The sequence below is a fragment of the Paenibacillus sp. strain BS8-2 genome (genome assembly GCF_054483835.1).
This window is the reverse complement of the sequence record NZ_CM137010.1, coordinates 3,053,617-3,079,034: the sequence shown is the minus strand read 5'-3', so window position 1 is coordinate 3,079,034 and position 25,418 is coordinate 3,053,617. Positions and strand designations below refer to the sequence as shown.

The 25,418-nt window shown below is 47.0% G+C and carries 20 protein-coding genes and 1 pseudogene; 1 reads left to right on the top strand and 20 read right to left on the bottom strand.

What is annotated here, in order from left to right; all coding sequences use genetic code 11:
- Nucleotides 1–8 precede the first annotated feature (8 nt).
- The 7 genes and pseudogenes from ACX1C1_RS13235 to ACX1C1_RS13205 all read right to left on the bottom strand — a co-directional run bounded on the left by ACX1C1_RS13235 (nt 9) and on the right by ACX1C1_RS13205 (nt 8,878).
- Nucleotides 9–2,762 (bottom strand): DEAD/DEAH box helicase, encoded by a 2,754-nt coding sequence (locus ACX1C1_RS13235; RefSeq protein ID WP_458957535.1) that lies wholly within the window; start codon nt 2,760–2,762, stop codon nt 9–11.
- Between the two features lie 3 nt (nt 2,763–2,765).
- A complete protein-coding gene (locus ACX1C1_RS13230; RefSeq protein WP_458957534.1) occupies nt 2,766–5,459 on the bottom strand; it encodes a DEAD/DEAH box helicase in 2,694 nt (897 codons plus the stop codon).
- Between the two features lie 164 nt (nt 5,460–5,623).
- Complete coding sequence (locus ACX1C1_RS13225; protein WP_458957533.1) at nt 5,624–6,871, bottom strand: vWA domain-containing protein; 1,248 nt, start codon at nt 6,869–6,871, stop codon at nt 5,624–5,626.
- 197 nt (nt 6,872–7,068) lie between these two features.
- Nucleotides 7,069–7,230: pseudogene (locus tag ACX1C1_RS13220) on the bottom strand (Uma2 family endonuclease); the annotation flags it as partial.
- A 433-nt stretch (nt 7,231–7,663) separates the two neighbouring features.
- Nucleotides 7,664–7,945, bottom strand: coding sequence for a type II toxin-antitoxin system RelE/ParE family toxin (locus tag ACX1C1_RS13215; protein WP_458957532.1), 282 nt, complete (start codon nt 7,943–7,945; stop codon nt 7,664–7,666).
- Nucleotides 7,946–8,179: a hypothetical protein gene (locus ACX1C1_RS13210; RefSeq protein ID WP_458957531.1), complete on the bottom strand. Its 234-nt coding sequence runs from the start codon at nt 8,177–8,179 to the stop codon at nt 7,946–7,948.
- Between the two features lie 117 nt (nt 8,180–8,296).
- Nucleotides 8,297–8,878, bottom strand: a complete 582-nt coding sequence (locus tag ACX1C1_RS13205) for a restriction endonuclease (RefSeq protein WP_458957530.1) — start codon at nt 8,876–8,878, stop codon at nt 8,297–8,299.
- 100 nt (nt 8,879–8,978) lie between these two features.
- Between ACX1C1_RS13205 and ACX1C1_RS13200 the strand changes: the two genes are divergently transcribed.
- Complete coding sequence (locus ACX1C1_RS13200) at nt 8,979–10,409, top strand: SpoVR family protein (protein ID WP_458957529.1); 1,431 nt, start codon at nt 8,979–8,981, stop codon at nt 10,407–10,409.
- 39 nt (nt 10,410–10,448) lie between these two features.
- Here the strand turns inward: ACX1C1_RS13200 and ACX1C1_RS13195 are convergent, their stop codons facing one another.
- From ACX1C1_RS13195 to ACX1C1_RS13135, 13 genes are all read right to left on the bottom strand, one after another.
- On the bottom strand, nt 10,449–11,870 hold the full coding sequence (locus ACX1C1_RS13195) for a restriction endonuclease subunit S (RefSeq protein WP_458957528.1): 1,422 nt from the start codon (nt 11,868–11,870) through the stop codon (nt 10,449–10,451).
- Nucleotides 11,863–13,350 carry a class I SAM-dependent DNA methyltransferase gene (locus tag ACX1C1_RS13190; RefSeq protein ID WP_458957527.1) on the bottom strand — a complete coding sequence of 496 codons (1,488 nt, stop codon included), beginning with the start codon at nt 13,348–13,350 and terminating at the stop codon, nt 11,863–11,865. The genes ACX1C1_RS13195 and ACX1C1_RS13190 overlap by 8 nt, the downstream gene beginning before the upstream one ends.
- Nucleotides 13,351–16,602 (bottom strand): type I restriction-modification system endonuclease, encoded by a 3,252-nt coding sequence (gene hsdR, locus ACX1C1_RS13185; protein WP_458957526.1) that lies wholly within the window; start codon nt 16,600–16,602, stop codon nt 13,351–13,353.
- Between the two features lie 94 nt (nt 16,603–16,696).
- Entirely contained in the window at nt 16,697–17,194 is a 498-nt protein-coding gene (locus ACX1C1_RS13180) for a hypothetical protein (protein WP_458957525.1), read from the bottom strand.
- A 68-nt stretch (nt 17,195–17,262) separates the two neighbouring features.
- Entirely contained in the window at nt 17,263–17,991 is a 729-nt protein-coding gene (locus ACX1C1_RS13175; RefSeq protein ID WP_458957524.1) for a DUF6904 family protein, read from the bottom strand.
- A 51-nt stretch (nt 17,992–18,042) separates the two neighbouring features.
- Nucleotides 18,043–19,005, bottom strand: coding sequence for a helix-turn-helix transcriptional regulator (locus ACX1C1_RS13170; RefSeq protein WP_458957523.1), 963 nt, complete (start codon nt 19,003–19,005; stop codon nt 18,043–18,045).
- A gap of 205 nt (nt 19,006–19,210) precedes the next feature.
- Nucleotides 19,211–19,774: a hypothetical protein gene (locus tag ACX1C1_RS13165; RefSeq protein WP_458957522.1), complete on the bottom strand. Its 564-nt coding sequence runs from the start codon at nt 19,772–19,774 to the stop codon at nt 19,211–19,213.
- Nucleotides 19,771–20,586 (bottom strand): ParA family protein, encoded by an 816-nt coding sequence (locus ACX1C1_RS13160; RefSeq protein WP_458957521.1) that lies wholly within the window; start codon nt 20,584–20,586, stop codon nt 19,771–19,773. The genes ACX1C1_RS13165 and ACX1C1_RS13160 overlap by 4 nt, the downstream gene beginning before the upstream one ends.
- Nucleotides 20,587–21,053: 467 nt before the next feature.
- Nucleotides 21,054–21,893 (bottom strand): hypothetical protein, encoded by an 840-nt coding sequence (locus ACX1C1_RS13155; RefSeq protein ID WP_458957520.1) that lies wholly within the window; start codon nt 21,891–21,893, stop codon nt 21,054–21,056.
- Nucleotides 21,894–22,081: 188 nt separating this feature from the next.
- Complete coding sequence (locus tag ACX1C1_RS13150) at nt 22,082–22,234, bottom strand: hypothetical protein (protein WP_458957519.1); 153 nt, start codon at nt 22,232–22,234, stop codon at nt 22,082–22,084.
- Nucleotides 22,235–22,379: 145 nt separating this feature from the next.
- A complete protein-coding gene (locus tag ACX1C1_RS13145) occupies nt 22,380–22,721 on the bottom strand; it encodes a hypothetical protein (protein WP_458957518.1) in 342 nt (113 codons plus the stop codon).
- Between the two features lie 233 nt (nt 22,722–22,954).
- Complete coding sequence (locus ACX1C1_RS13140) at nt 22,955–23,704, bottom strand: DUF6904 family protein (RefSeq protein ID WP_458957517.1); 750 nt, start codon at nt 23,702–23,704, stop codon at nt 22,955–22,957.
- 274 nt (nt 23,705–23,978) lie between these two features.
- A complete protein-coding gene (locus ACX1C1_RS13135; RefSeq protein WP_458957516.1) occupies nt 23,979–25,400 on the bottom strand; it encodes an S-layer homology domain-containing protein in 1,422 nt (473 codons plus the stop codon).
- Nucleotides 25,401–25,418 lie beyond the last annotated feature (18 nt).

Here is a 25,418-nt window from a genome sequence, read left to right as displayed (position 1 = left end):
GTTTCCACTTACTTCTGCCAAACTCCCTGCAAATATTCCAGCAATAAAAGACCGCCTTCCTTATGCAACGCCTCGTTCTGCCTCTCGCAATGGAAGAGTTGAATGCACGACGGGCATCCATTCGAGCAACCGCAACTGCTGATTAGCTGTCTAGCTTTCTCCAGTAGCACTCCAAACTTGTCAGCCACTACTTCTACAATCCCAGAACCTCCGCCAGCTTGGCCATCGTAGATGAACATTCCCGGCATACCGAATAGAGCCGAACTGGAGAAGAATGAAGTATGTTGAAAGTCTGAACTATTACATCGTACGATTGACGGAATAGCCGAAGCAACGGCATGCTCGACGGCATGCAGGCTACCTTCATAGAGATCCTCGAACGTCAATCCTTCACGTATCTGCAAATCGTTAAGCAAATTACGCATCGCTTGCTTGCCTTCATGATCCCACATCAGCCAGAAAGCTTCTGTCTGGAAGCTTACCGGATACGTATTTGTCAATTGCACTGTTTCTAGTGGCATTGCGTTATGCTGGTACACTTTTTTGTAGCCAAACGTACTGCGCTTCACCACGATATTGCCGATATTCGATTTCAGTGCGCTTTCGTTCGAATGCAGAGTCTGGACCACTTCTTGAATTTCAATGCTGTCACGAACGATCCCTCTCGTATAATAATCTGTTCGAACCGGTTCGACTGCCACTTTGCGTTGTTTGTTATTCACCCATTTGACCTTGTAAAACGTTCGATTGTCAGGTCCGAGGAACACCGCATCCACATGATAATCTCGAATCAGTGATCGTCCGTCGACACCTTGAAATAGAATATCTTCGTTCCACCCATTCTTGGTGACCACCGTATAGGTTGCCCCCATCGTAAGCAAAGTTTGATACCTTGGTACCTCGCCTCGATATATAAGCTTTCCGTCCGTCTGCTCCCAATGCTCGGATGATTCTGTGACAATCTTACGAAGCATAGATGAACGAATATAGTTCATCGCGTTGACGACCATGCCTCCTTGCTCATGCGCCGCATAGACAAGATGTTCCTTCAATAACCTAAGATTCGTGGTATTAATGGCTGCCGCTTCCGGCTGGAGTTCATAGAATTGCTCAGGATGCCTAGCAAAATATTGCTGAAGCGGTTCTTCTTGCATCATCATGATGACTACTCCATCTCTGCTACGTCCGACTCGTCCTGCTTGTTGCCAGAAGGAAGCTTGTGAACCAGGGTAGCCCATCAGGATACATACATCTAGACATTTCACATCAATACCGACTTCAAGCGCACTAGTTGTCACCACACCTAGAATCTCGCCCTGCTCTAGCTTCTGAATCGTGCGCTCCTTCACTTCTTGCGTAAGATAGGCGTGGTAGGGCAAGAATAGTTCTTGCTTCTCGTCTGATAACAGGACGCCTTTCTCATTCAGCGCTGTCCGTATGATCATGTTCAACTCTCGACTAAGCAATTGCGCTTGCCCTCGACTGCTAGTGAACAGGATGCTTCTTGGCCATCTCCCGTCCTTATAGATTGTGCCTAGGATTTCGTATAGATCAGATACGACGGCCCGTTTCTTCTGTTCATTGTCGGACTTACCTGTATTCCACATGAGAACATGCTTCCGCTTGGATGGCGTCCGGGCATTCGAGATCTCGTGAAACCCCTTCAATCCCCGTTTACCTGTCAGTTCTTCCGCCAAGTGCTTGGGATTCGCAATCGTAGCTGAGCATGCGATGAATTGAACATCCCTATTCCCGATCCGATCGCACAGCATTCTTAATCTGCGTATAACCATCGACACCTTTGATCCTAGTAACCCCGAATATTGATGAAGCTCATCGATCACGACATAACGAAGATTTCGAAGAAAACGCAACAGTTCAGGACCTTTACCCGTCGAAGAACTGGTGCCTTGCAGAATCATGTGCAAATAGTGCACATTCGTCAGCCAATAGCGTCCCTCTGCATATACTAGGCCTGCTGCCTGGTCCTTGCGCATATGTTCGGGCACATTCTTCTGACCGTGCAGAATACCAGCGGATAGTTGTTGACCATTTACCATGAACCTTGAGAAACCGCGCACTGTAACTCCCTTAGTACGCTCATCAATAGGGTCGGCCCATTGCTGCAAATGTGCGAATTGATCTTCTACCAATGCCTTGTACGGTGCCAGATAAAGTACAGTAGCATCCGGTTCCGCCACTAATCGTTCAATAATTGGAATGTTATACGCCAACGATTTGCCGGAAGCCGTCTTCGTACAGATCACCACATTTCGACCTTGCCTGATCTGGTGAATGGCTTCTCCCTGATGCTCATAAAGCCTTTCAATGCCCATAGCACGAAGCTTATGCTTCATCCAATGGGCCATGCTCAGATTGTCTGCGAATGCCCCTTCGTTCCCTTGAACCTCATGGACATGGACATCACTGCGTATACGTTGGCCTAGCCCCAGTAAGTCATCCACGAGTCGGGTGCTGTCGAAACTATTCTGCAGGGGCAATCTGCGATCTGCAAGTATCTCTCTATCTTCGACGGATAGCAGGGCGTCTAGAATAGAACTCTCATCATTCTCGCAGTAGATACCTTCCTTATGCTTTGAGAAAGTTAATTCTGCCTCCAAAGAACGCCATTCCGAGAATCGAATTCCGTTGGCTCGTTGCTTAATCTCACGATAATAGCCTTGCGGATCAGCCTTATAGCTGATCTGAATGAAGTCGCCGTAGGGCTTTTGACTACTGCATGTAGGGCAGATGACCGGCATACATTATTCGTTCCCTTCGATTAATGTCTTTAGGAGTATCTTGGCTCCAGGCTTGAACAAATCGACATTCCACTTGCCAGGCAGTTGTACACAGCTCGGACAACCTTCGGAGCAAGGACAGCTCTCTATCAATTCCAGTGCCTTCTTCATGACCTTGTTCGCGTTCTCGTAGATAGCCTCAATCGTGCCAAGACCGGATCCGTTTTCACCATAGAAGCCGATAACAGGTCTGCTCGCGAACGCCGTCATCCCACTGGCAGAAAATCCAGTGAAATCATTTGCGTCACAGATGATCATATCTGGAATCACCGATGTCATAGCATGACCAGCTGCATGTAATGATGCTTCTGCCAATGCATCAACCGGACGTCCTTCGTTCGACCAATGCTGGATCTCATTCTTCAAATGCGACCATTGATCATCCGATATTGTCAGCCACGTACCTTCAGGAGCGAATCGGGTAACATAAGGATGCTCCAATTGGACTTGCTCCGACTCATGTTTTTGACCAAAATATATTTTTTTATAGCCGAATACACTCCGCTTAACCTCAAGCTCGCCATACACAAGACCTATTCCGTCTTCCACTTGAGTATGATAGACGCGCAGAATATCGATATTATCGCGATATGTAGATTGCGTATGATAGGTGAGCTCCTGAATAGGCATTAGAATAATCTCACCCTTCTTGCGATTAATCGAGTCGACTCGATAGGCACGGTCTCCCGGTGTCCAATATATTGCTCCTTCATGGAAATCACGGAATGCACTCCATTCATCCAAACCATCGACCACAGACTGAGATTGTCCCCGGATCGTGACGCTAAAGCTTTGCCCCGAGATCGAACGTAGGCTGAACTTTTGTTGATCCGGAACAGCATCTTCCGCGAGTTCTGAAGTAGCTGAGACTTCCAGAAGTGCAAGTGCTGTATCATCATTAAGCGATGGGAACATATGCAGCATATCCGCTGTTGTCACTTCTCTCCCCAGCTCTTCCTTTAATAGCGGCAGATGAAGCGTGAGCAGCTTATGATTCGACGAATTGATCCGCACAACTTCAGGCGCTTTATGGATAAACTCGAGTGGATTCCGCATGTAGTATTGCTGCAACGGATCGTCCTGCCAAATAAGAATCGCGACGCCCTCACCCTTACGGCCGACACGTCCAATCTGCTGGGAGAACGCCGCCTTGGACCCTGGGTACCCGGCCAGCACCGCCAAACTCAAGTCGCCAATATCAATCCCTACCTCTAGCGCGTTAGTCGAGATGATCACATGAATGTCATGGGACTTCAGCCGATCAATAATCCGTTTGCGCGTTTCATTCGGCAATATGCCTGTATAGAAAGCTGCCAACTTTTCTCCTTCAACCTTATCCTTAGACAATCGGAGCGGCTGCCGCAGTACATCTTTGATATAGCGGGTGAACACCATTGTCTGACTGCGAGAAGGTTGGAAAATGATACTCTTAATGACTTTCTGATCGATCGTCATAATTTGTTTCGCCATAGTAATGACATCCGTGGATGGTGCTCGCCTTGTCTGCTCTCCGGCTGACATGCCAGGATTCCATAACACGATCTCCTTCTTCTGATGGGCAGATCCGTCCTTGTTGATCAAGGCGAAACCTTGCAAACCGGTCAATTCCTCAGCTAGTCGTACTGGATTCTCGATAGTCGCCGAACTGGTTATCACTTGAATCTTGTTGTTATTACCAAGCTCCCGACACGCCAATAACAAACGACGAAGGACTAGTGCCACATGACTACCGAATGTCCCGCGGTACATATGCATCTCGTCGAGCACAATAAACTTGAGGTGCTTAAGATAATTGCGAATATGCTGTCCCGATGTATATCTCCTCTGTTGAATCTGTCCAAGGATGGAATAATGAATCATGTCCGGATTTGTCATCCAGATGTGAGCCTTCTCCATAATCCGCTGTCTCGGACCATTCTCCGTATCGCCGTCCAGCCGTCCGATGGTAATGGTCCGTTGTCCGAATGCGAGTTTTGTCTCGAACCATTCATCCAACGATGAATGATCCGAAGTCGCGTTTGCTCCGAACCGTTTGATTTGATCCAACTGATCGTTAGCGAGCGCTTTGGTAGGGAATATATAGAGAGCCCGATCAGAAGGATTGCCATAGAGATGGCTTAAAATTGGTACATTATAGGACAACGTCTTGCCCGATGACGTTGAAGTAACCATTACGACATTCGATCCTGCTTCAATCGCATCCGCTGCTTGCGCTTGGTGAATATATAACTGCTCGATCTTCATTCGATGCAGCGCATCCCGAATCGGCGTTGGAATGTGACTAGGAATCTCGCTAAAGATCGGCTCTTGAGCCGGTTGTGTATGTATGTAAATGTCTGAAGCTTCTTCGAGCGCTAAATGCTTGAGTCGTTCCAGCACGAGATGGGACTCAAATTCTTGGCTCACGACACCAGGAATTCGTGTATCCTCGCACAAGGGCAACTCCTCTGCCTCCAGCGGGACGATGGATCGACATTCCGAGCAGTAGACACCTTCCGAACATCCCGTGTAATTCGAGCTAATCGGCAACCAATCCGAGCATTTGATACCGCCTGGCGAATATTCTAGTACTCGTTGCTCTCCTACCATACTAATTTTGTGAGAGATTTGAACCGCCTTTAGCATATTTGAACATTCTGAACATTTGAGAAAGGCCATTCTTAACTCCTCCTGTAGACTTATTCGATAGTACTATTAAACCATAATAAAATGACAATAGGTTGTCAGGAATGTATGTTCTCATGATTATTTTCGAATAGAAAAAACCAATTCCTCTCGGAACCGGTTCGATTGTTACTAGGCATCAAAGTCAAACAACTTACCTAAAGCTTCTTCCCCTTCATGCGTCTGTACTTCTCCTCGTGTAGTACCTTACGCTTCTCGCTAGAATACTCGAAGTCGTTTAGTTGCTCGTACAATTTCGCCGACTCTTCAGCCATCAGCGGACTGCTCATCTGTACAGACATATGAAGCATTTTATCAGCTTGCTTCTTGAGAAGCTGTTGCCCGCCCTGCATATCTCCCGAATCGAACGCCTGCATCGCCTCCTCGATCACAAGAGCCGACTTGGTAAGCTCGACCTGTTGCAGCACCTTGACATTCTCCTCTTGACTCAACAACTGTAGATCCTTTGTGAACGTCGCGGCGACATCTATCTGGCAGTTTACCGCACTAGCCCCCTCTGTAACGTCTACATATTCCCAATTCAACTGAAGTACTTGTTGTTCTCCGGCCGCATAGGCAGGAAGCTGCAGCTCGACTAGAAGAGACTTGCAGTCATTCTGATAGAGATCGCCAAGCGAGATCGATACTTCATCCGTTTGTCGGCTAACAGGATATCCATAAACTGCTGTAATGGACACTCCTTCTATAGGGACAACTTGCAATTTCATATTTTGAGCGACGACGTTAAGAAGCCCTTGAAGTTCTTGTTGGAAGATCGTCGGAATCTCTTCCGCTGTGCGGATATAATAAAAATTGCCTCCGCCATGCTCTGCTATAGTCTCCATCACATCTTCATCGAAACCATTGCCTACTCCCAGAGTACTGACCCCAACTTCCGAAGCGCGATATTCCTTCGCTATGGCCCCAAGCTGATGATGATCCGTAATACCGTTATTCGCATGACCATCGGACAACAGAATCACGCGATTAACGCTGCCCTCCGTTTTATTGCTCATCACATGTTGTGCTCCCTCGATGAGTCCTCCGCTAAGATTCGTTGCTCCTCCTGGCTGAATCGACTGAATCTGTTCCTTAAAGAGATCCTTATGAAGCACCTTCGTAGGAGGAATCAATGTCCGGACTTGACTATCAAAGGCGACTAGGCTGAACAAATCATTCTGATCCATCTGATCGACAACGAATTGCGCGGCCAGCTTGCTATAAACTAGCGGTGCCCCCGACATAGACCCGCTTCGGTCTAATACTAGTGACACATTTAGCGGCGCTCTTCCTTCGGTCTTTCTCACTGTCCCCCTTGCCTCTAACAATAGATACACCGTATTTGTGACGTTAGCAGGCAAGTATGATTTGCTCCAGCTATGTTGAAAGTTTACCGTTTGATCCATTGATCCCCATCCCTCTCACTCATGATACTACCGATTATAGCCATCGTTTGCGACAGCTGTGTGTCAGGAATGGGTGTTCGTATGTAATTTCTTCAAAAATAAAAACCGACTCCTCTTGGAATCGGTTTAATCGATTTTAGGCTTCAAGGTTAAACAACTTACTCAGTGGTATTTAAAACTCTTTAAGCACAATTGTTTTGATAAAGATTGAATTTCTCATTAAAATCCTTCAGCGCTGTTGATGGTGATAACACTTCGATGATCAATGTTGGCGCACCATGACAACCATTCTTCGAGATCTGATTCTTGGAGCAAACCACCGACAAGTCCGGCTGCATCACATGATCAGCCATATCAAAATAGATTACACCCCAACATTTAATTGCTGGGGCTGTGGAATCACCAAGATAACCATTTAGAATTTTGGGATCAACTATAGTCGTATTCTCAAACGAGGCCGATTCTTGAATTTATTTTATCTCTACTCTCTTCAATTCGCTATTCCAGGATACTCCAACATTTAGTAGATCGCCTATCGCTTTAAACGGTACATAGGGTACTTCCTTCATAGTTCAAAACAGGCAGATCATTATTCTTGAATTATTGGCTTCCAACATTGATAGAATGCAAAGCTCTCGTTAAAATGAACTCCCTCGCAGATTCTGCAAACACTGTCGACGACATAGCAAGTATGTTTCAGGAATGTGTGTTATTATACTATTTTTTTGAAAGTTTGGGTTGTTCCTAATCGAATATAAATAGACCGACTCCATGGAGGACTCGGCCCTGAATTTAGTATTTATAATTCCGCTTCATTGCACCATGCTTGAATGAAGTGATCACATATCGCTCTCCGTTATCCAATACTTTGTACGAGACCACATATCGATCCACGAAGCAATAATAAGTGTTGAGGAACTCGCGTGACGGCAAGATCATTCCCATGCTGACCACCTTCGTTTCCGTGCGGCGAATGAGATTGATCTTGTACTCCACCGTTTCTTGATCCGAAAAGTGATCGCTCTTGATTTGTCGAAGCCGTTTCATTGCCGATTCGGTCCATTGGACAATCAATTACAGCTCACCACGCTTCACCAGTTCAATCAAATCATCTGTTGAGTACAGCTTACCTTGCTTAATATCCATCTCGGAAGCTTCAATCATCTCGCGAATTTCCGGATCGGAATCCAGTTCGCCTACCGGGTTGTATACTTCATATTCCAAACCGGCAATACGGATAAATTCCTTATGATTTTTCTCATACGATTCAATGACGGTGCCATCAGGAGCTTTTAGACTAAAGTTCATCTTAGCAACCTCCTTTGAAGAAATCGTAAAAACTGCTGAACATCACACTCATAGCTGAATTATAGCATATATTCACCTTCCAGCTCATTAAGGAATTGCTGTTGCTTAGGGCACTCATCACATTTGAAGCTCTGGATTTAATACAGGCACCCGTTCACGTTTGGATTCTAAATGTGCTAACCACAGATCAACCAATTGCCTGCCGTTAATCAAGTCAATGTTTAAGCCCTGCGCATATGCGCGTGCGTTTGAAGTAAAATCACTTGTCGTAATGACATAACCGCCTACAGCACCTTGCTTGACCATTTGAGAATGGATGATCGCAATCGGTTCATAACCAACAGTCTCTTTGTAACATTTCACTTGTCCTAGATAAAGCCCCTTGTCAGCTCGTTCTTCTATATCGATACCAAAATCTCCAGAACTCTTTGTTACGTAAGTGCTGCCACCCCGAGTGGTTGTCATGATATTAGCAACAAAATGTTCAAACATCAGTGGATCTTCTTCCTTATCTTGTTCAAGGTCCCGCTTGAAGCGGTTATACAGACCAATGCGAAGAGTCTCCTTCATATCCTCATGAGAGGATATTGCATCGATTGCACTACTGCTAACTCTCTCTAACAACTGTTTCTGTTTTAAATAATGAAACAACGAGTAGCATATAGCAATTATAGACAATGCGAAAAACAAGCTCATCATTTCTCATCACTCCTTTTTATCAATCTTTACCAACCGCAAGGTGTTTCAATCAGTGATTATCAACTCCAAAAAAACGATCTTCAGAAATGGAGGAATGAAAATGTCGTCGACAAACTTGAAAGAGCTGGAATATGCCATAGCTGAAATAACAGAGGTCGCAACGGGACTTGGGCTTGACTTCTACCCAATGCGATATGAAATTTGCCCGTCCGATATCATCTATACCTTCGGAGCATATGGCATGCCTACCCGCTTCAGTCACTGGAGCTTCGGCAAGACATTCAATAAGATGAAGATGCAATACGATTTCGGTCTCAGCAAAATCTACGAGCTTGTCATAAACTCCAATCCTTGTTATGCCTTCTTGCTCGACAGCAACTCCCTTGTCCAAAACAAACTGATAGTCGCACACGTTCTCGCACATTGTGACTTCTTCAAGAACAATGCCCGCTTCTCCAAGACGAACCGGAATATGGTCGAAAGTATGTCCGCAACCGCCGAACGAATCAGCGAATACGAAATGAGCCATGGAACACTTGCGGTTGAGCAATTTATCGATGCCGTCCTTGCCATCCAAGAGCATGTCGATCCTTCCATCGTAAAACCTTATCGAATGTCAAAAGATGATTATGTCTCCTCCATGCAGAAACGTTCATCAGTTGCAAAGCCAGTTCTGCCCACGTCGCCTTATGACGATCTGTGGTCACTGGAGAAGAATGCTTTGCAGGAGGAAAAAGAGCCGCCTGCCTCATTCCCTCCTCAACCGGAGAAAGATATCCTGTGGTTTATTGAGGAGTATTCCTCCATCCTCGAGCCATGGCAGCGAGATATATTAACAATGCTTCGTGATGAAATGCTATACTTCTGGGCGCAGATCGAGACCAAAATTATGAACGAAGGCTGGGCGAGCTTCTTCCACCAACGAATCATGAGAGAGCTTGACCTGACTTCGGATGAGACTGTTGAATACGCCAAGCTAAATTCATCAGTAGTACAGCCTTCACGACACTCATTGAACCCTTACTACCTTGGTGTAAAGATATTTGAGGATATCGAGAAGCGCTGGGATAACCCTACACCGGAAGAAAGAGAGCGATATGGACGAGTACCCGGTCGCGGCAGGGAAAAGATGTTTGAGGTTCGTGAGAACGATGCTGACATTTCGTTTATCCGCAATTATTTGACCAAAGATCTGGTGAAGGACCTGGACTTATATGTCTTCGAGAAGAAAGGTCCCGAATGGAAAATTACCGATAAATCGTGGGAGAACATTCGCGACCAACTCGCTTATGCACGTGTAAATGGCGGTTTCCCATACCTCGTTGTGAAGAATGGCGATTATTTAAACAATGGGGAGCTTTACTTGTTCCATCAATTCGAAGGTGTTGAATTAGATTTGAAATATGTGGAGCGAACACTGCCCTATGTTTATCAGCTGTGGGGGAAGACGGTTTACTTGGAGACTATTGTGGAAGAAAAAACGTTGTTGTTTATGTATGATGGAAAGAAGGTTAGTCGGAAGTTCCTTTAAAATAAACCGGGCTGCTAATGGCAGCTCGGTTTATTTATGTTACTCCTGCAAAGCCTTTATCAAATTTTGCAATGCATCTTCATCGTCAGAATTATTAGTTCCAAGCTGACCTGTAAATGCTTTTGAAAGAATTGATTTCTCTAAATCAGTAATTCCCCCCGAAAAATCGGTAATTTTACTTAATGCATCATTATTTTTTAGCATGAACTTGCTGATAAGTTCAGCAATCTCACGTTGTTCATTCAAATTACAAATAGGCACCATTATCTCGCTAAGTTCTTTTTGATTAATTTTGGGTAATACAGAACGTGATCCGGCTGTTGATGCCTTTTCCACGAAATAAGATGAGAGCATAAACCAATACAAATAATTAATATTAAGATGTGAACTAATTGGATACATATCAGCACTACATAATCCATTAAAATCGGCAATAATTAATTTAGAGAGATACGGACGTATTTTTGAGTATAATATTTGCCCTTCCTCAAATAAATGTTTTGGACTCTTTACACCTGCCTCTTCTATAGTCACATAGTCTAGTAAGAGTCCTGTACCTTTTTCAATGTTATCAGGGGCTATATGAGGAAGATTACCGTACTTTAGCGGGTCAACTAAGTTAGACATCACACTTGCTACATCAGAGAATTTCACCCACGTCCATGATTTGGGTATTTTGAATGGGGGAACTCCCGTACTTTTCTTAATTGTGATTCCGTTCTTTAACAACCAATCATCAGCTGATTCGAGTGGGAGTTTCCCTTCTCGCCACTTCATCGTCAATTCCCCACGAAAAGCCTTGTCCAAAATTGCCGCCCGACGAAGTTCAAAGGTTGCTTTGGCTTCTTCAATTAATTGTTTGGCTTGATTGATTTTGTCCAAGAGTCTTTCGACTTTGTCAGCAATTCGATTTTGTTCGTTTAGTGGTGGGAGTGGGAATTCCAATACTTCAAAGGAACTTTTACGAATTGATGGAACAGTTGTTGCTTGTGCCATAGGATAAAAATCAGTTTTTATAGACCACAAATACAAAAATTGATTATTTAATAAAGTATCCTTGCTCCTAAAACCCATTAGATTATTATCGATACAACTGTCTTTGGGAATAAGTGCACGACGGTTTAGTTTAATTGCTTCACCAATTTTTGCAAATACAATTGTATCCTCTGATACAAGACCTGCTTTAATCCCTTTTCTTGTGTCCTCATCGATTGTATCGTCTGGTTCTAGTAAGTATTTATTTTTATCAATGTTCTTTAAGCTTCCAACCTTATAAAAAGGAATTGGCAATCCAGTCATACCCTGATATTCTTTAGGAAAACCTGATCCACTGTAAAAGTCAACAACACTGTTTAATCTTACCCAAACCCAATTCTCCGGCACCTCATAAGGTTGCTCTTCCACTGGCACCAAAGCCTCTTTTAACAGCTCTTCCTGCGACTTCGCAACCTTCTTACTCATTGCCGTACACCCCAGATGGTTCTGCGACTTTCGCTAGCGCTGGCTCGGCTCCCTCATAATCTACCGACCTTGTCTCAATTGCTTTCAACTCAGCTACAACCTCACCAAGCAATGCCAACGCTTCTTCCAGCTTCGCCATTGCTTCTTCCGCCGAGTCGATCGGGTCAGGCAGGTTATCGTAAGCGGACAGAGATTCGTCTGCAATCAAGCCGATATCGAGGCTAACATCCTTCTTGCGAATGTCCTCACGCATGAACACATTCCAGCGCTCATCTTCCACCTTCGTGCGATCCTCAGCCGTATAAGCCGCCACAAACGCGTCAAAATGAGTTACAGTCAGCGGCGTACGCTTACCGAAGCTAGGCATATTGGTACGCAGATCGTATACCCAAACGTCCTTCGTGCTGTCCTTATCCGTCTTCTCACGGGTGAAGAATAAGACGTTTGTCTTAACCCCTTGCGCGTAGAAAATGCCAGTCGGCAATCGCAAAATCGTGTGCAGATTACACTTGTCCATCAAGTCGGCACGTATTTTGGTACCTACGCCGCTTTCGAACAGAACGTTGTCAGGCAGTACAACAGCAGCGCGAGCTTTGCCATTGGCTTTCAATGCACGATAAATATGCTGAAGGAAGTTCAGCTGTTTGTTCGTTGTTGCGAACGTTAGGTCGTCACGAGTTGGTCGCTCACCGCCCTGCTTCGTACCAAACGGCGGATTCGTCAGGATAACGTCGAAGTTTTTCAGGTTTGTGCCATCATCAGACAGCGTATCGCCAAGTATAATATCGCTATGGATATCGTGAAGCATCGCATTCATCATCGCCAAGCGATGCGTATCTTTAACCAGTTCAACACCGGTGAATGCTTGATGCTTCTGGAACTCCGCTTCCTTCTCACCGAGGTCGAAATAATCGTCCGTATTGCTGCGGACATGGCGATCCGCCGCAATCATAAAGCCAAACGTACCTGCAGCAGGGTCATTACAACGCTCGCCCGGCTGCGGATCAGCCAGCTTGGTAATTACATCAATAAGCGGACGCGGCGTAAAATATTGCCCCGCTCCCGACTTCGTCTCGCTGGCGTTCTTCTCCAGCAACCCCTCGTACAGGTCGCCAAGACCTTCTTCTTTCGCACTATACCAGTCGAGCTGATCGATGGAGGTAATGATTTTCTCCAAGTTTTTCGGTTCGTTAATGTTGGAGGTTGCATTCATGTAGATCTGCTTGATAGTCTCATTACCTTGGTTGCCCAGATCAAGAAGCAACTGACGGTAATGCTGTTGAAGCGCCATACCATGACGCTCTGTCAGCGAATCCCAGCGATATTGCTCCGGCAGAATACCTTCGTTGTCGGTTTCTTTCATCATTTTAAGGAACAGCACATACGTCAGTTCCGTTACATATTGATGATACGTAATGCCGTCATCCCGCAGTACGTTACATAGATTCCATAGCTTCTGTACAATATCCTGATTGCCCATTTACGCGTAATCCCTCTTTCGTGGTGTATACAATGCTGTATTTATTGTTGTTACAATGGTGTCCATCTCGCCGTCAAAAATCTTATTCAGCTGCTTGTACCCGCCTTTGCTCTTGAATGGTTCTACCTCAAAAGCTTTCTCCGGATTCGGGTCTAACACCGATTCCTGCAACAGCTGCTTCTCAATCCGCTTCAGCCAGTCCTTCTGAACCTTCGACCAGACTTTCATATCATAAATCTTTTTCATGGCGCCTTCAATCCGCTCTTCATGACTAATTAATGGGTCACCAAGCGCCTGCTGACGGATGAAGCTAATAATATCGGCTGCAATATCTTCGTTCTTCGCATCTCGCCATGCCGCCTGCAGCATTTTCTCTGAATACCCCTTCTGGTCAAGCTCCACCCGAAGCTTTCGCAACTCATCTCTTGTCAGGTCATTCGGACGAGTACAAATAATCGTAAGAGCTGGAATGAGGTTCAAGTTCTCTGTAATAAAGGCATGGAACCCTTCCAGGTAATCCTCCGGCTTATCGGCATCTCCATAACCTCGCGAGGTGGATATCAGCTTATCCTCATGGTCCGATATATAAATTCGGTGTCCTCTGCCACGATTCTCATCGATAAAAGCGATCAACGGTTTCTTCGTCTGAAGATCAGCGCTCGCTTGCAGCACACTCATGCTCTTCAAATCGTCGATGAACTTTTCGATATTCATACCGCCGGACAACGCCTGGAAATCGTCATGATCCTTCTGCGTCCATGTACGCTTCTTACGTTGCATCTTCGCAATGATTTGATCCTTATGCGGCTTGCCCTGCTCTTCATCTTCTAGCTGTGCAAGCTCGCTCGTCAGCACATCAAGCGATACCGTCGGCTTCGTCACGACCGGCTTCATATCTGTATAAGGCTTCAACGTCTCATAGATTCCAACGGCATCATAAATCATAAAATGATCCTTGCCGATCTCATCGCACCGTCTCGTCGCTCTGCCAAGCATCTGCTCATACAGGATCCGAGAACGTACGCGGCGCAGGAACACAAGATTCGTAATACTTGGAATATCTATGCCCGTTGTTAGCAAATCGACGGTTACAACGATGCTTGGCAGCCGTTCATTTTTGAACAGCTTGATGGCATGCAACGGATCTTTGATGGAACCAGTGATTTTGAGTACGGCATTGTCATCTACCACCCCATATGCCTTCTCCAGCTCTTCCTTGAAAATCCGAACGACCATATCCGCATGATCGTCCGTCGCGGCGAATATAAGGGTCTTCCCTTCCGACTCGGGGTCGATATATTTCGTCAGTTCTTCTAGGATGACGCGGTTGAAGTTCTCTGTAATGACCGTCTTGTTGAACTGCGTCACTTCCAGATTGATCTCATCCTGGAGCAGTTCCTTCTCCACATTACCAGAGGAGATGTCATATACGGCGACCTCTTCGCCAACCAGCCATTTGATCCCGTGTTTCTTGAGCTGAGTCTCGAACTGCATGGGCGGTTCGTGGTCGATGAGATACCCATCGATCACCGCTTCTCGATATGAATAATTGAATACCGGGCGTCCAAAAATCTCAACTGTATGCAAAGCCGGCGTAGCCGTCAGTCCAATTCGGAACGCATCGAAATAGTCCAGCACCTTGCGGTATTTGCTGACGTAATCTTCGTGGTCACGGAACTCCAGCTCCAGCTCGGACATTTCCTTATCAAGTGTATAGCCGCGATGGGCTTCGTCGACGATTACACAGTCGTATTGATCAACGGATGGAATCTCCGCTTCATCGGATTCGTTATAGAAGATACGTTTAACCATTCCTTGGACGGTAGCGATCTGCACCTTGGTCTCCGGATTCGGCTTTTTATCATCCAGCGTCTGTAGCTCAAAAATCTCTGTGAACGAATGGTAGCTCTCCAGCTTGGAATCCTTAAATGCTGCTTCTGCTTGGCGTCCAAGCGCTGAGCGGTCCACGAGGAACAGAATACGCTTGAAGCGGTTATGCTTGATCAAACGGTAAATAAGCCCGATTGCCATACGGGTTTTGCCTGTGCCTGTCGCCATCGCCAGCAGGATATTGCGCTGACCTTCGTCAATTGCACCTTCTACCGAAAGGATCGCATCTTCCTGATACGGACGCAGTTTCAGGTAATCAAGCTTCTCATCCTGCAGATCCTTGGCAGCTTGCTCGGTGTCCTGCTTCAGCAAATCTTTCAACCCTTGCGGCGAATACCACGCTTGCAGAGGACGCGGATGGTTCGTCGGCTTGCGTGCATCGAGGAACCAAATACCGGACATATGCTTCAATTGCTCCAGATACGGGCGGCCGTTGGTCGAGAACAGGAATGGTACTTGATAGTTCCCCCATGGTCCATGAATGATTTCATCTCCATGACGCACAACCCGCATGGCATATTTTTTCGATTGGGCAATGTCCGCCTCGACATTCCTGCTGATCCGCTTCGCTTCAACAATACCGACCAGCTCTAGTCCGCAGAACAGCGCGTAGTCCGCGAAGCCAGTCTTAAGCGCCCACTCCGCAATTGCTAGGTTGCGACCTTTCTCGGGGCGCGTGCCAAGTCCATAACGAAGAGTCTGAGAATCGGCTTCCCAACCAACTTGACGCAGCTTCTCGTCGATGATAAGGCGCGTCTCGGCTTCCGTAAGGGCAAAGGCGCTGCCTGCTTGCTTGGACTTGGTATGACGTTTCTTCTTAACCTCATTGCTCACAGCAGCTTGTTCTCTGCGAAGTTCTTCAAGTTCCTTCTTCTGCAAGGCCAGCTTAGCCTCATAGACTTCCGAAAGCTGCTCTAACTGTTCGTCATTAGAAGCCTTCTCTTCTTGCACAGGTTCAACATAGTCTACTGGTTGATAGCTCCAATCGCCATATACTTGCATGAACCATCCCGCAATCCGATACGCCATCTTTACGAGCAACTGCGCTTCGGCGGTCGTTCCATAAATGCCGATCTCATGATTGGCCTTATTGCCAACCTTACGAATGGAATGGAGAAGATCCAACACCTCTTCAGGGACGAGGTCTTCTTGCTTCAATTTATTCAAACGGTCGATTTGATTCAAATGATGTGTCTCGACCAATTCTTCCAACGCGCATAAATATTGTGTCAACGTCTCTCCGAACATACGAAGCTTGATTAGGGATGTATTCGGATCAATGAACAAGTTGCGTTCCGCCATCTCTCCGAGGGTCGATAAGATCTCCCAACGTTCTCGCAGAAATTCAAAGTTTCCAGCCATTCACAACACCTCAATGCTTGGTTTCTATTGGGTCTATTGTATCATGCCTAAGATTGGAAATGCTGTAATGATGTAAATAGAGCTCAATGAATTGTTAACTCACACTCGCCTTGTATCGTTCCGCCAACTCCGAATTCAACCAGCTCACAAGCTGTGAATAAAAAACAGGCCGTTCAGTATACTTATCAAATAATATAATCGTATCAGCTTCTGTCAGCCACTCTGGCTTTTCTTTCACACCTCGAAACTCTCCAGTGAGGGTCAGTCTTCTATGGTGTTTCCCTACCTTACGCAGATAGTTATATGTACTTTGCGGATGGTCCCCGTTGCTCCATTGACTGATACGAGGTGAATGAATCGTTTTTGAGCACAACTTACTCGCCATGCGCTGAATCTCTTGTTGTGAGAAAGCAAGATCCTCCGATGTAACTGGCCCAACACTATAATAGTGCCGTTGATAGGTCAGAATTACGATTGCTAACCAAACAGCAGAATAGACATTTTCAATCGGCTTCATTCTAAGCTCAATGTTCAATGTACTTCTCCCTTCGTTGCTATGACGTCCTCGGCCATACAAAATCTCACTTATCATGATGTCCACTCCTCACTTAATGTCTATCAGCGGGCTGCTCTTCTTATCTACCACACAAACTCCTCCGGTTAATCAACAGGTGCAGAAATATTCTGCTCCGTCGTCTCGAAGTGCTTAGCCGAGGCTTGGACTTGAACGCGTAGCTTCTTGTACGCTTCGCCCTTATCGGAGAGGCGCTTCGCCATTGTCGAGAGCAGCTTAAGGCGCTTATCGGGCGATGTGTCGATCCACTCCACGTTAAGAACATCCACGTATTGAGTTGTATAGCGGTCACACCGAGTGAAATCATTCACCATGTATCCTGTTATGCGAGTGTAGACGGCAGGCGTAACAAGGGATTCAATTCCCTTCAATACGGTAGCTTGGAATTGCCGGACGGCAGCAATAGATGTGTCCCAGATCGCGTTCTTGTGCATAACACCTCGGTAATGCTTCTTGGTCAGCTTAGCGGTATGAAGCAGTACAAATTCGTTCAACGCCATCTGAACGAACAGCAGCTCCGGCCACAAAACGCGCACATTGAAATACAGATTGTGATCGGAGGTAATGACGTTCAGCCGCTTCATCATCTCTCTATCGATACCGTTCTCAACCAACGAAATCTCGCGATTGCCCATCAAGGCATGCCGAATGTCGTAACAGACACCAAGTACTCTAAGCCTTGCGCCTGTGTATGACTCATAATCCCCTTCCTCGCCAACAACTTCATGCAATGCATCGTACAGCGCCTGCATATCTCGGATATCTCCCTCAATGACTGCGCCGGTATGTTGTTCTGTCGATTTTACTGTAATCATCTCTATGTAAGCCCCCTATCAATCTACACATAGTCCTAGCGCCCCTAACCCTCATCCCTCATACACCCGTTTCCACTGCTCTAACCTCTCCCGCATCACATCGCGGTAGCGCTTCGGCTCAAGAATCTCTGCGTCCGGTCCGTATTGGCTAATCCATCCGAGAAATTCGCGTTCGTGGTTTACCGTCACTTCGAATAGAAGACTGCCATCCTTGCGCGAGGTCATACGAGGCTTCAGGAACATCTCTTCTTCCTTGACGTAGCGGACGGCGTCACCACGGAACAGTACCTTGAACCGAATCGACTCGTTGCCGCGCTCGATGGACCACGTGTTCTTCATATAGTGCTTAAGATTAAAATCGCCCTTGTCGAACGTATCCTCCAGCACCTCGACCTCCTTGAAGCGGCTGATTCGGAATGTGCGCATGTCACCTGCTCTGTGGCAATATCCGATGACGTAAAAGCGATGATCCCGCGGGACAAGGTAATAAGGATCGATCAGGCGCTCCGTCTCTGCATCCCGGTACTGGGAGTAATATACCGTCCGGATCGTACGCTGGGATAGGGCAGCTTGAATAATATCATAGAGGAAGCTTTGTCCTTCCTCACGATAAGCCGGAGTGCCGAGCTGGATGATGTCAGCCACATGTTGCACGATCTCGGTCCGCTTCTGACGTTCGCGAAGATGGGTGCCCATCACCTTCTCATAGGCCGATTCAAAGCCGCTCGGGATAAGTGTCTGATAGGGCTCCAGAACGGATGGCAGCAGAGAGAAGGCAAGCGCCTCCTGCTCTGTGAAGTCCAGCGGATATTGCGAGAAATTGCTTATATATTGATAGCCTTGGCCTCTCCCCGGCGAGGAGATCGGAATTTGTGCTGCGCTTAACGCATCAATGTCGCGGTAGATGTTTCGTTCAGACGTTTCGCAACGGTCGGCGAGCTCCTTCCTTTGAATGCCTGGCCTGATCTGGACAAGATTTATGATACGCAACAAACGGATTAACTGATCGTTCATCGCTGCTGGCCCCTTCCTGTGGGATTCTCTCATCGATTTCTTCTTGAGGAAAAATATAGATCTAATATAGTCAATTCGACCTAAAAGATGGAGAATCCTGCCGAAGAAAGGAGGTTACTGTAAGGAAATTACTTACATTTAAATAGACATGATTAGGCCTCCATACATGTGAGAGAGGCTTCCGTTAGAGGGTGAGGGCTCGAAGCTAAACTTTCTTCCGCGAATGAACAATCGCCTGCGCCATGTTTAGGAAGCCGGACATTAGCTCATCGTTGCCGTTCCTCGTTCGCAGCTCGCTTAACTCACCTTCCAATTCTTCGATTGATCGTTCGCTCATCCCGTTCAAGCAACAGAGCATAAGCTCTGCTCTCGAGTTCTTCGCCTTTCGCACCTTTACTTTAGACGACACATATTCCTGTAATGCCTTCACCGTAGCGAATGTACACTTCGACCTCAAATGGCCCTCAAGCTCCACTAAGCGTTCATATTTAAGAGGATCCCGTTCACGTAAAACTTCCCAGTCTGCTTGTTTGGATCGAAGGACTTCGTTTTGTAAGTAACTTTGGAAATCCCCCTCAACCGTCAACGGAACAGCCACTTGCCCCCCAGCAACCGCTTCCAGGCTTTGAAGCATATCGATCACTTTGACAAGCTCCTTATATGCGGAACTATGCTTAAGCACCACGCTCACTTGCATAAACTCCTCTTTGCTGTAACGCTGCTTCAACAGCAAGAACTCCAACATCAATTCCTTCGAGCGGCTTCTCATTCGACGCCCACCTTTCTCAGAAATTCGTCGCCAACCGTGAAGAATTGCTTAATTGCAACCTCATTGGTTCTCGGAACTTGGAAAATAGGCATACTTTCACGAATTCCGTTCTGATAGGCTTTGGATACTTTGATCTCGTTATGAAAGAGGCTCCAATTGCACGCGTTAGCAAGCACCTTAACAAGCTCCCTAGCGTTCCTTTGCTCATCGCTGTTCGTCGTCTCCACCCCATTAAGCAAAATACCCGCCACCTCGATGCCGTACTCCGGCGCGAACTCGCGAATGAATTCATCCATGCTTCGCTTGAGCAAGGGAAGACCGATAATCGCTAATTTCTCAAGTTTGACGGGCACGATGAGCGAGTCACTCGCGAAGTAACTGGCCACGGTCAGAATAGAGTCTGTTGGCGGGCAATCAATGATGACGAGGTCGTAGTTACTCTTATGCTCGGCCAAGAATCGTCTTAACTTATGCTCCTTCATAGTCGGATTACGAAGGATACGGGTTAGCTCGACTCTCGCAGGAATAAGATGAAGCCTGCCGCCATCCGTCCATTGCTCGATCTCGGTAATAACCTCGCCTCCAGCACTTCCATCCTCGAACAGGTCAACAACAGACGGCCGATTCTCGCCTAGAAAAGCATGATAACCTCCCTCACCAAGAAAAGACTGCGATAAATTTGATTGCGGATCAAGATCGATCGCCAGTACTTTATAGGCCTTACAATACGCCGCGTACCAGGACAGATTGTAGGCTAGCGTTGTTTTGCCAACTCCGCCCTTCATATTCAGCATCGACACGACTTTCGCCATGTTATCCCCCCCTCTCCTTCACCTACCTATATTCATAGCGAGCGGAGGGGCAATTATGTCTGTCCCTATCCCAAAGAAATAGACGGCCAGCGGCCGTCTCTACATGTTTATGACTCTATTTATGCAAATCGATGCAGCTCCATACTGTACGAACTGCTCTCTTATGATTCCTTAAAAACTGCTCTGCCTTAGCACGATGTTCGTCCGTGATGAACATGGTAAAGTATAGCATGCACCATCTTATCTTACGATATTTGAATCTATTCTTACGTCAAATAGGACAGCGCAATGCGTGTTACGCATCACTCTGTCCTATCGTTCAATCTTTATCGTCATGGGATGGTGGGTTTACCATCGAAGAAAACGGAGAGCTCGGTAGCTGCATCACCAATATGTCAATCTGGACAAGCGCAAAGAGCAGCCTCTAAGAAGATAGCCGCTCTTTGTGTCTTGCGTATCGGTGCCTGTTATCGGACGATTGAGATGATGCGCTTGCCTTTGCACACGTACTTGAATTCCGTATTGATTTTATCCGGTCCCTCTTTTTTGAGCAGTTTCCAGACATGCGCGTTCAGCTTTTGCACTTTCTTGGGAATAGGGGCACAAATATAACCGTGATGGTGTTTGTCCTTCTTCTTGCAGCAACAACAATCGGAATCGTAGCTTTGCTCCAGCGCCGCCACAGCTCCGGCCGCCTCGAAGGAAGAGAGCGCACCCGCGCCTGCCATTGCCACCGGGGCCGCAACAACGTTCTCGAGAAGGACGCGGCTTTGGCTTGCGACATTGCATTGCGCATTGTTTAGGAATGGCTCGCTTGCGGGGACGAACGGGAACATAATATTCTGCGGATTGTTGTTGTGGCCCTCTCCCGGGTTCGATGGATCGTTGATCGTAAAGCTGTCAGAGCTGTTACTCAGGAACCGACCGAACAATACGTGTCCGGCTTCGTGTGCCAACAAATACGAGTCGATCGCCCCGTCGCTCAAGACGCAGTTCCCTACGAGGTTGTAATTGTTCACGTTTTGGAAATTTTCGAATTGCGGACCCGCATTGCCGACTGCTCCCGAGCTTAAGGTCGGTCCACTCAGGTACACGACATAGATCGCCACCGCATTATTGAGCGCCGCTCTCGTCTGAGAGATCAGGTTGACCACTCGCGGGTCTCCGATACTAGCAACACCACTAGCCTCAAGCGTCACATCATCCCTGAAGATGAGTTGGAAATTGACAAAGTTGATATTGCAGCTTACTCCCGGGAAAAACCCGGTACTCCATACTTGGTTCGCTCTCATGATATCTGATGTCACTCGAGCGAGCCGCTGCTCAGGGGTATCACTCGATCTTGCCCCCCCTAGTAAATACACTGACTACGTTTACCGTTGGCATTTCCTTCCGCCTCCCTCAATCTAGTAAATTAGGTTTTACAATGAAGTATATGATAGAGTAGGGGAAACGGCTTGGACAAATCGAGATGTCGAATCACATATTTAGAGAGCTACTGCAAGAACTTAGGCTCACCTTGCCCGAACGCTCCGCTCCGTTCCGTTCCAGGCTTGATGTACTCTCCCGCCTGAGCAAAATAAAGTCCTGCTTCCTTCACCGAAAATCCGAACGTTGCCTGCCATTCCTCCGCATAAGCCAGCACCACAAATCGGCCTGATGCATTAATTGATAACTGATGTGCGACTACTTTAATCTATTCTCACATAATGCTTATAGGGTTTCAGTCTTTTCTGGCGAGGCGTACCTCAATTAAAAAAAGGGAACCTGATGGAAGGCTCCCTGTGGTTCCATTATGACTCTTCACGGCTTGTATCAGACGAGCTTGACTCCTTGTATTCAGAAGATTTTTCCTTTAATTTGTAAATCTCCAAATCGTGAAGAGCGACTTGGTTACGAATATATTCTGTTTCTTTATGTTGATTTCGGATTTCCTTAATCAGTTCAACATGACGGAGGCGGTTCAGTTCCTTTTCCGTTTCGAATCGTTGCTCCAAACCATCCATCCGTTGGTCCAATTGCTCGAACCTTTGGTCATGCCCTTTCACGATCTTGTTGTTCTCCGCTACCATTTGGACGAGCTGCGTCACTATATCCTCAATCCTAGTTAATCCAGTTAATTCATCATGATTCATCCAGAACAACCTTCGATTGGAAGATCTAATTACAGATAGTTTACCATGATACTCCCTCTGGATGTAGATGATTTTGATTGGTTCCTGTTAACTGAGTTCGTTATCGGAACTTCAAGCCGCTCCATGATTCGCTCATTCATACTCCGTAACAGCTGCTCTAGGTCTCAATGTTCAATATGATTTTCCCCTTTCATGCTCTAAGGTCCTCTACTTACTTGAAGAACTGCTGTAACCTACCACTCAAACTCCTCCGGATAGTCCTCCGGTGCAGATATATCGTGTTCCGTCGTGTTATATTGCTTGGCTGCAGCCTGCACACGTTCATGCAAAATTTGATAAGCTTTGCCCTTCTCGGAGAGCCGCTTCGCCATTGTCGAGAGCGACTTGAGGCGTTGATCGGGAGTCATATTAATCCAGTCAATGTTTAGGACGTCGATATATTGGGTCGTGTAGCGGTCGAAGCAGGTATAGTCGTGCACCATGTATCCCATCATGCGGGTGTAAACCACCGGTGTGACAAGGTTGGCGATCTCTTTCATGACGGCCGACTGAAATTGTCTAATTGCTGCAATACTGGCATCCCAGATTGCATGCTTATGCAGCGCGCCACGATAGTGCTTCTTGGTCAGCTTTGCGATGTGCAGCAGTATAAAGTCGTTCAAAGCCATCTGCACGAACAACAGCTCAGGCCACAATACGCGTGCATTAAAATAAAGGTTATGCTCGGAGGTAATAACGTTCAGTCGCTTCATCATCTCTCTATCGATGCCGTTCTCTTCGAGAGATACTTCGCGGTCGCCCATCAGCGAATGTCGAATATCATAGCAGACTCCGAGTACCCTCAGTCTCGCTCCTTCATATCGCCCGTATTCTCCTTCCTCCCCCACCACTTCGTGTAGAGCATCATATAGCGTTTGCATATCCAAATAGTCTCCAGCAATAACTACACCCGTGTGCTGCTCACTCGATTTCACCGTAATCATGTTGTTTATTGCTCCTTCGTTTTAAATGCGATATTTTTACAGGTCCTACTCCCCGACTCATCGATAGTTCTCTAATAATCTTGAGAATATCATATCAAAAGCATGTACATTCCTATATGTTCAAATAGTCAATTCGCCCTAGTGCTTGGAGAATCCTGCTGAATATTTCCTGATTTGCTGTTAAGGAGGTGCCGCTCCAGCTGGTAACACAAAGAAGCCTGCCGGATCTCCTCCAGCAGGCCTCAATCTCTAATACACCAGTACGATCAAACCGCTATTCTCCCTCTGTCCCCAACACGATCCATGCCGCGGCTTCGGCGCGGCTCATTGGCTTCTGCGGCTCCAGCTTCTTGGTGTCGCCGATCAGCACGGTACGGTAAAGCTTGCTTGTGCCCTCGACCAAATAATTGGTCATCGAGCCGATATACAGCTTGCCTACCTTGTCCGCATCCTCGTAGCCGTACAGATTCTCGATTAAAGCCGTCCAGTCGCGAATATAGTCGGCCCAAATGCGGGTCGCTTGCTCGCGGGTCAACGGCTCATCCACCCGAATTGTCCCGTCCGGGAAGCCGTTCAGAATACCAGCGGCACGCAGACCCTCGATTACATCATAATAAACATGGTCAACCGACAGATCGGAGAACGATGGCTGCTCCGGATGATGAGGGTTTATTCCGCGTCCATGATAGAGATACGCCCACTCGATAAATTCGCCGCGCGTGATATCCTTGTCAGGCTCGAAAAACCCGTTCTCACCAACCGCGCCAGCGCTCTTGAGCAAGGTGCCGATCTCCGACTCAAACTTATGTCCGGCGATATCAGTCGGCTCTCCCCCTTGACCTTGCCCACCAACACCAGACTCACCGTTCGTTCCTTCGGCAATCGTCACGGATTTACTGCCGCCAGCGTTAAGCTTTTCTTTTAGACTGCTCTTGTTGTCCAGAATATAGATCATCCACTCCGCCGCTTCGGCGCGCGTAACCGGCTCCTTTGGTCTCAAGAACGGAGTATCGCCAAATGTTTTCTTATACTCCTTCTTGTACAAGGACATCGGCTTCTTGTACTGCTCATCCAACTCCTCTACGTCCAGGAACACGCTCGGAGGCAGTGATGCCGGGAAGCGGAACGCGCCGTCATCCTCCATGAATTTCGCCCACGTATAAGGCACTTGCTCACGCGTCAGCGGCTCATCCAGATGGAGCTTACCGTCTGGCATTGCTTCGATCAAGCTCAAAGCACCATAACCGTTAAGCAGCTTGGCGTTGGCTGTGGAATCGTCCACATCAGCAAAAACGCCGCCAGCGCTCGCATCCAGAGACAAATCCCGGTACTCGAGACCGATCAACCAATTAAACCATTCGCCTCTTGTTATCAGCTCATTGGGCCTAAACTCGCCATTGTCCACTTGGACGGCGCCCATAGCCAGAAACTCGGCTACCGCTTCGTCTGATGGGTGACCCCCGAGATCGGTGACGACCACCTCTTGCCCGGCAGCGGCTGGATCCGCCGTTGGCGAAACTACCGGTGTTTGGGTCGCGTTTTGACTTGTCTCAACACCAGTCGAAGAAGTCGGGGCATTTCCCCCTTCGTTATTGTCTCCACCGAAGCAGCCAGGCAGCAGCAATAACGTCAATGCGCAGCCCGATATCGCGGCCAGCCTCGTTTTTGTCCCCATTAATCGAATGGCATCCAGCATAGATTTTCTCCTTGTACA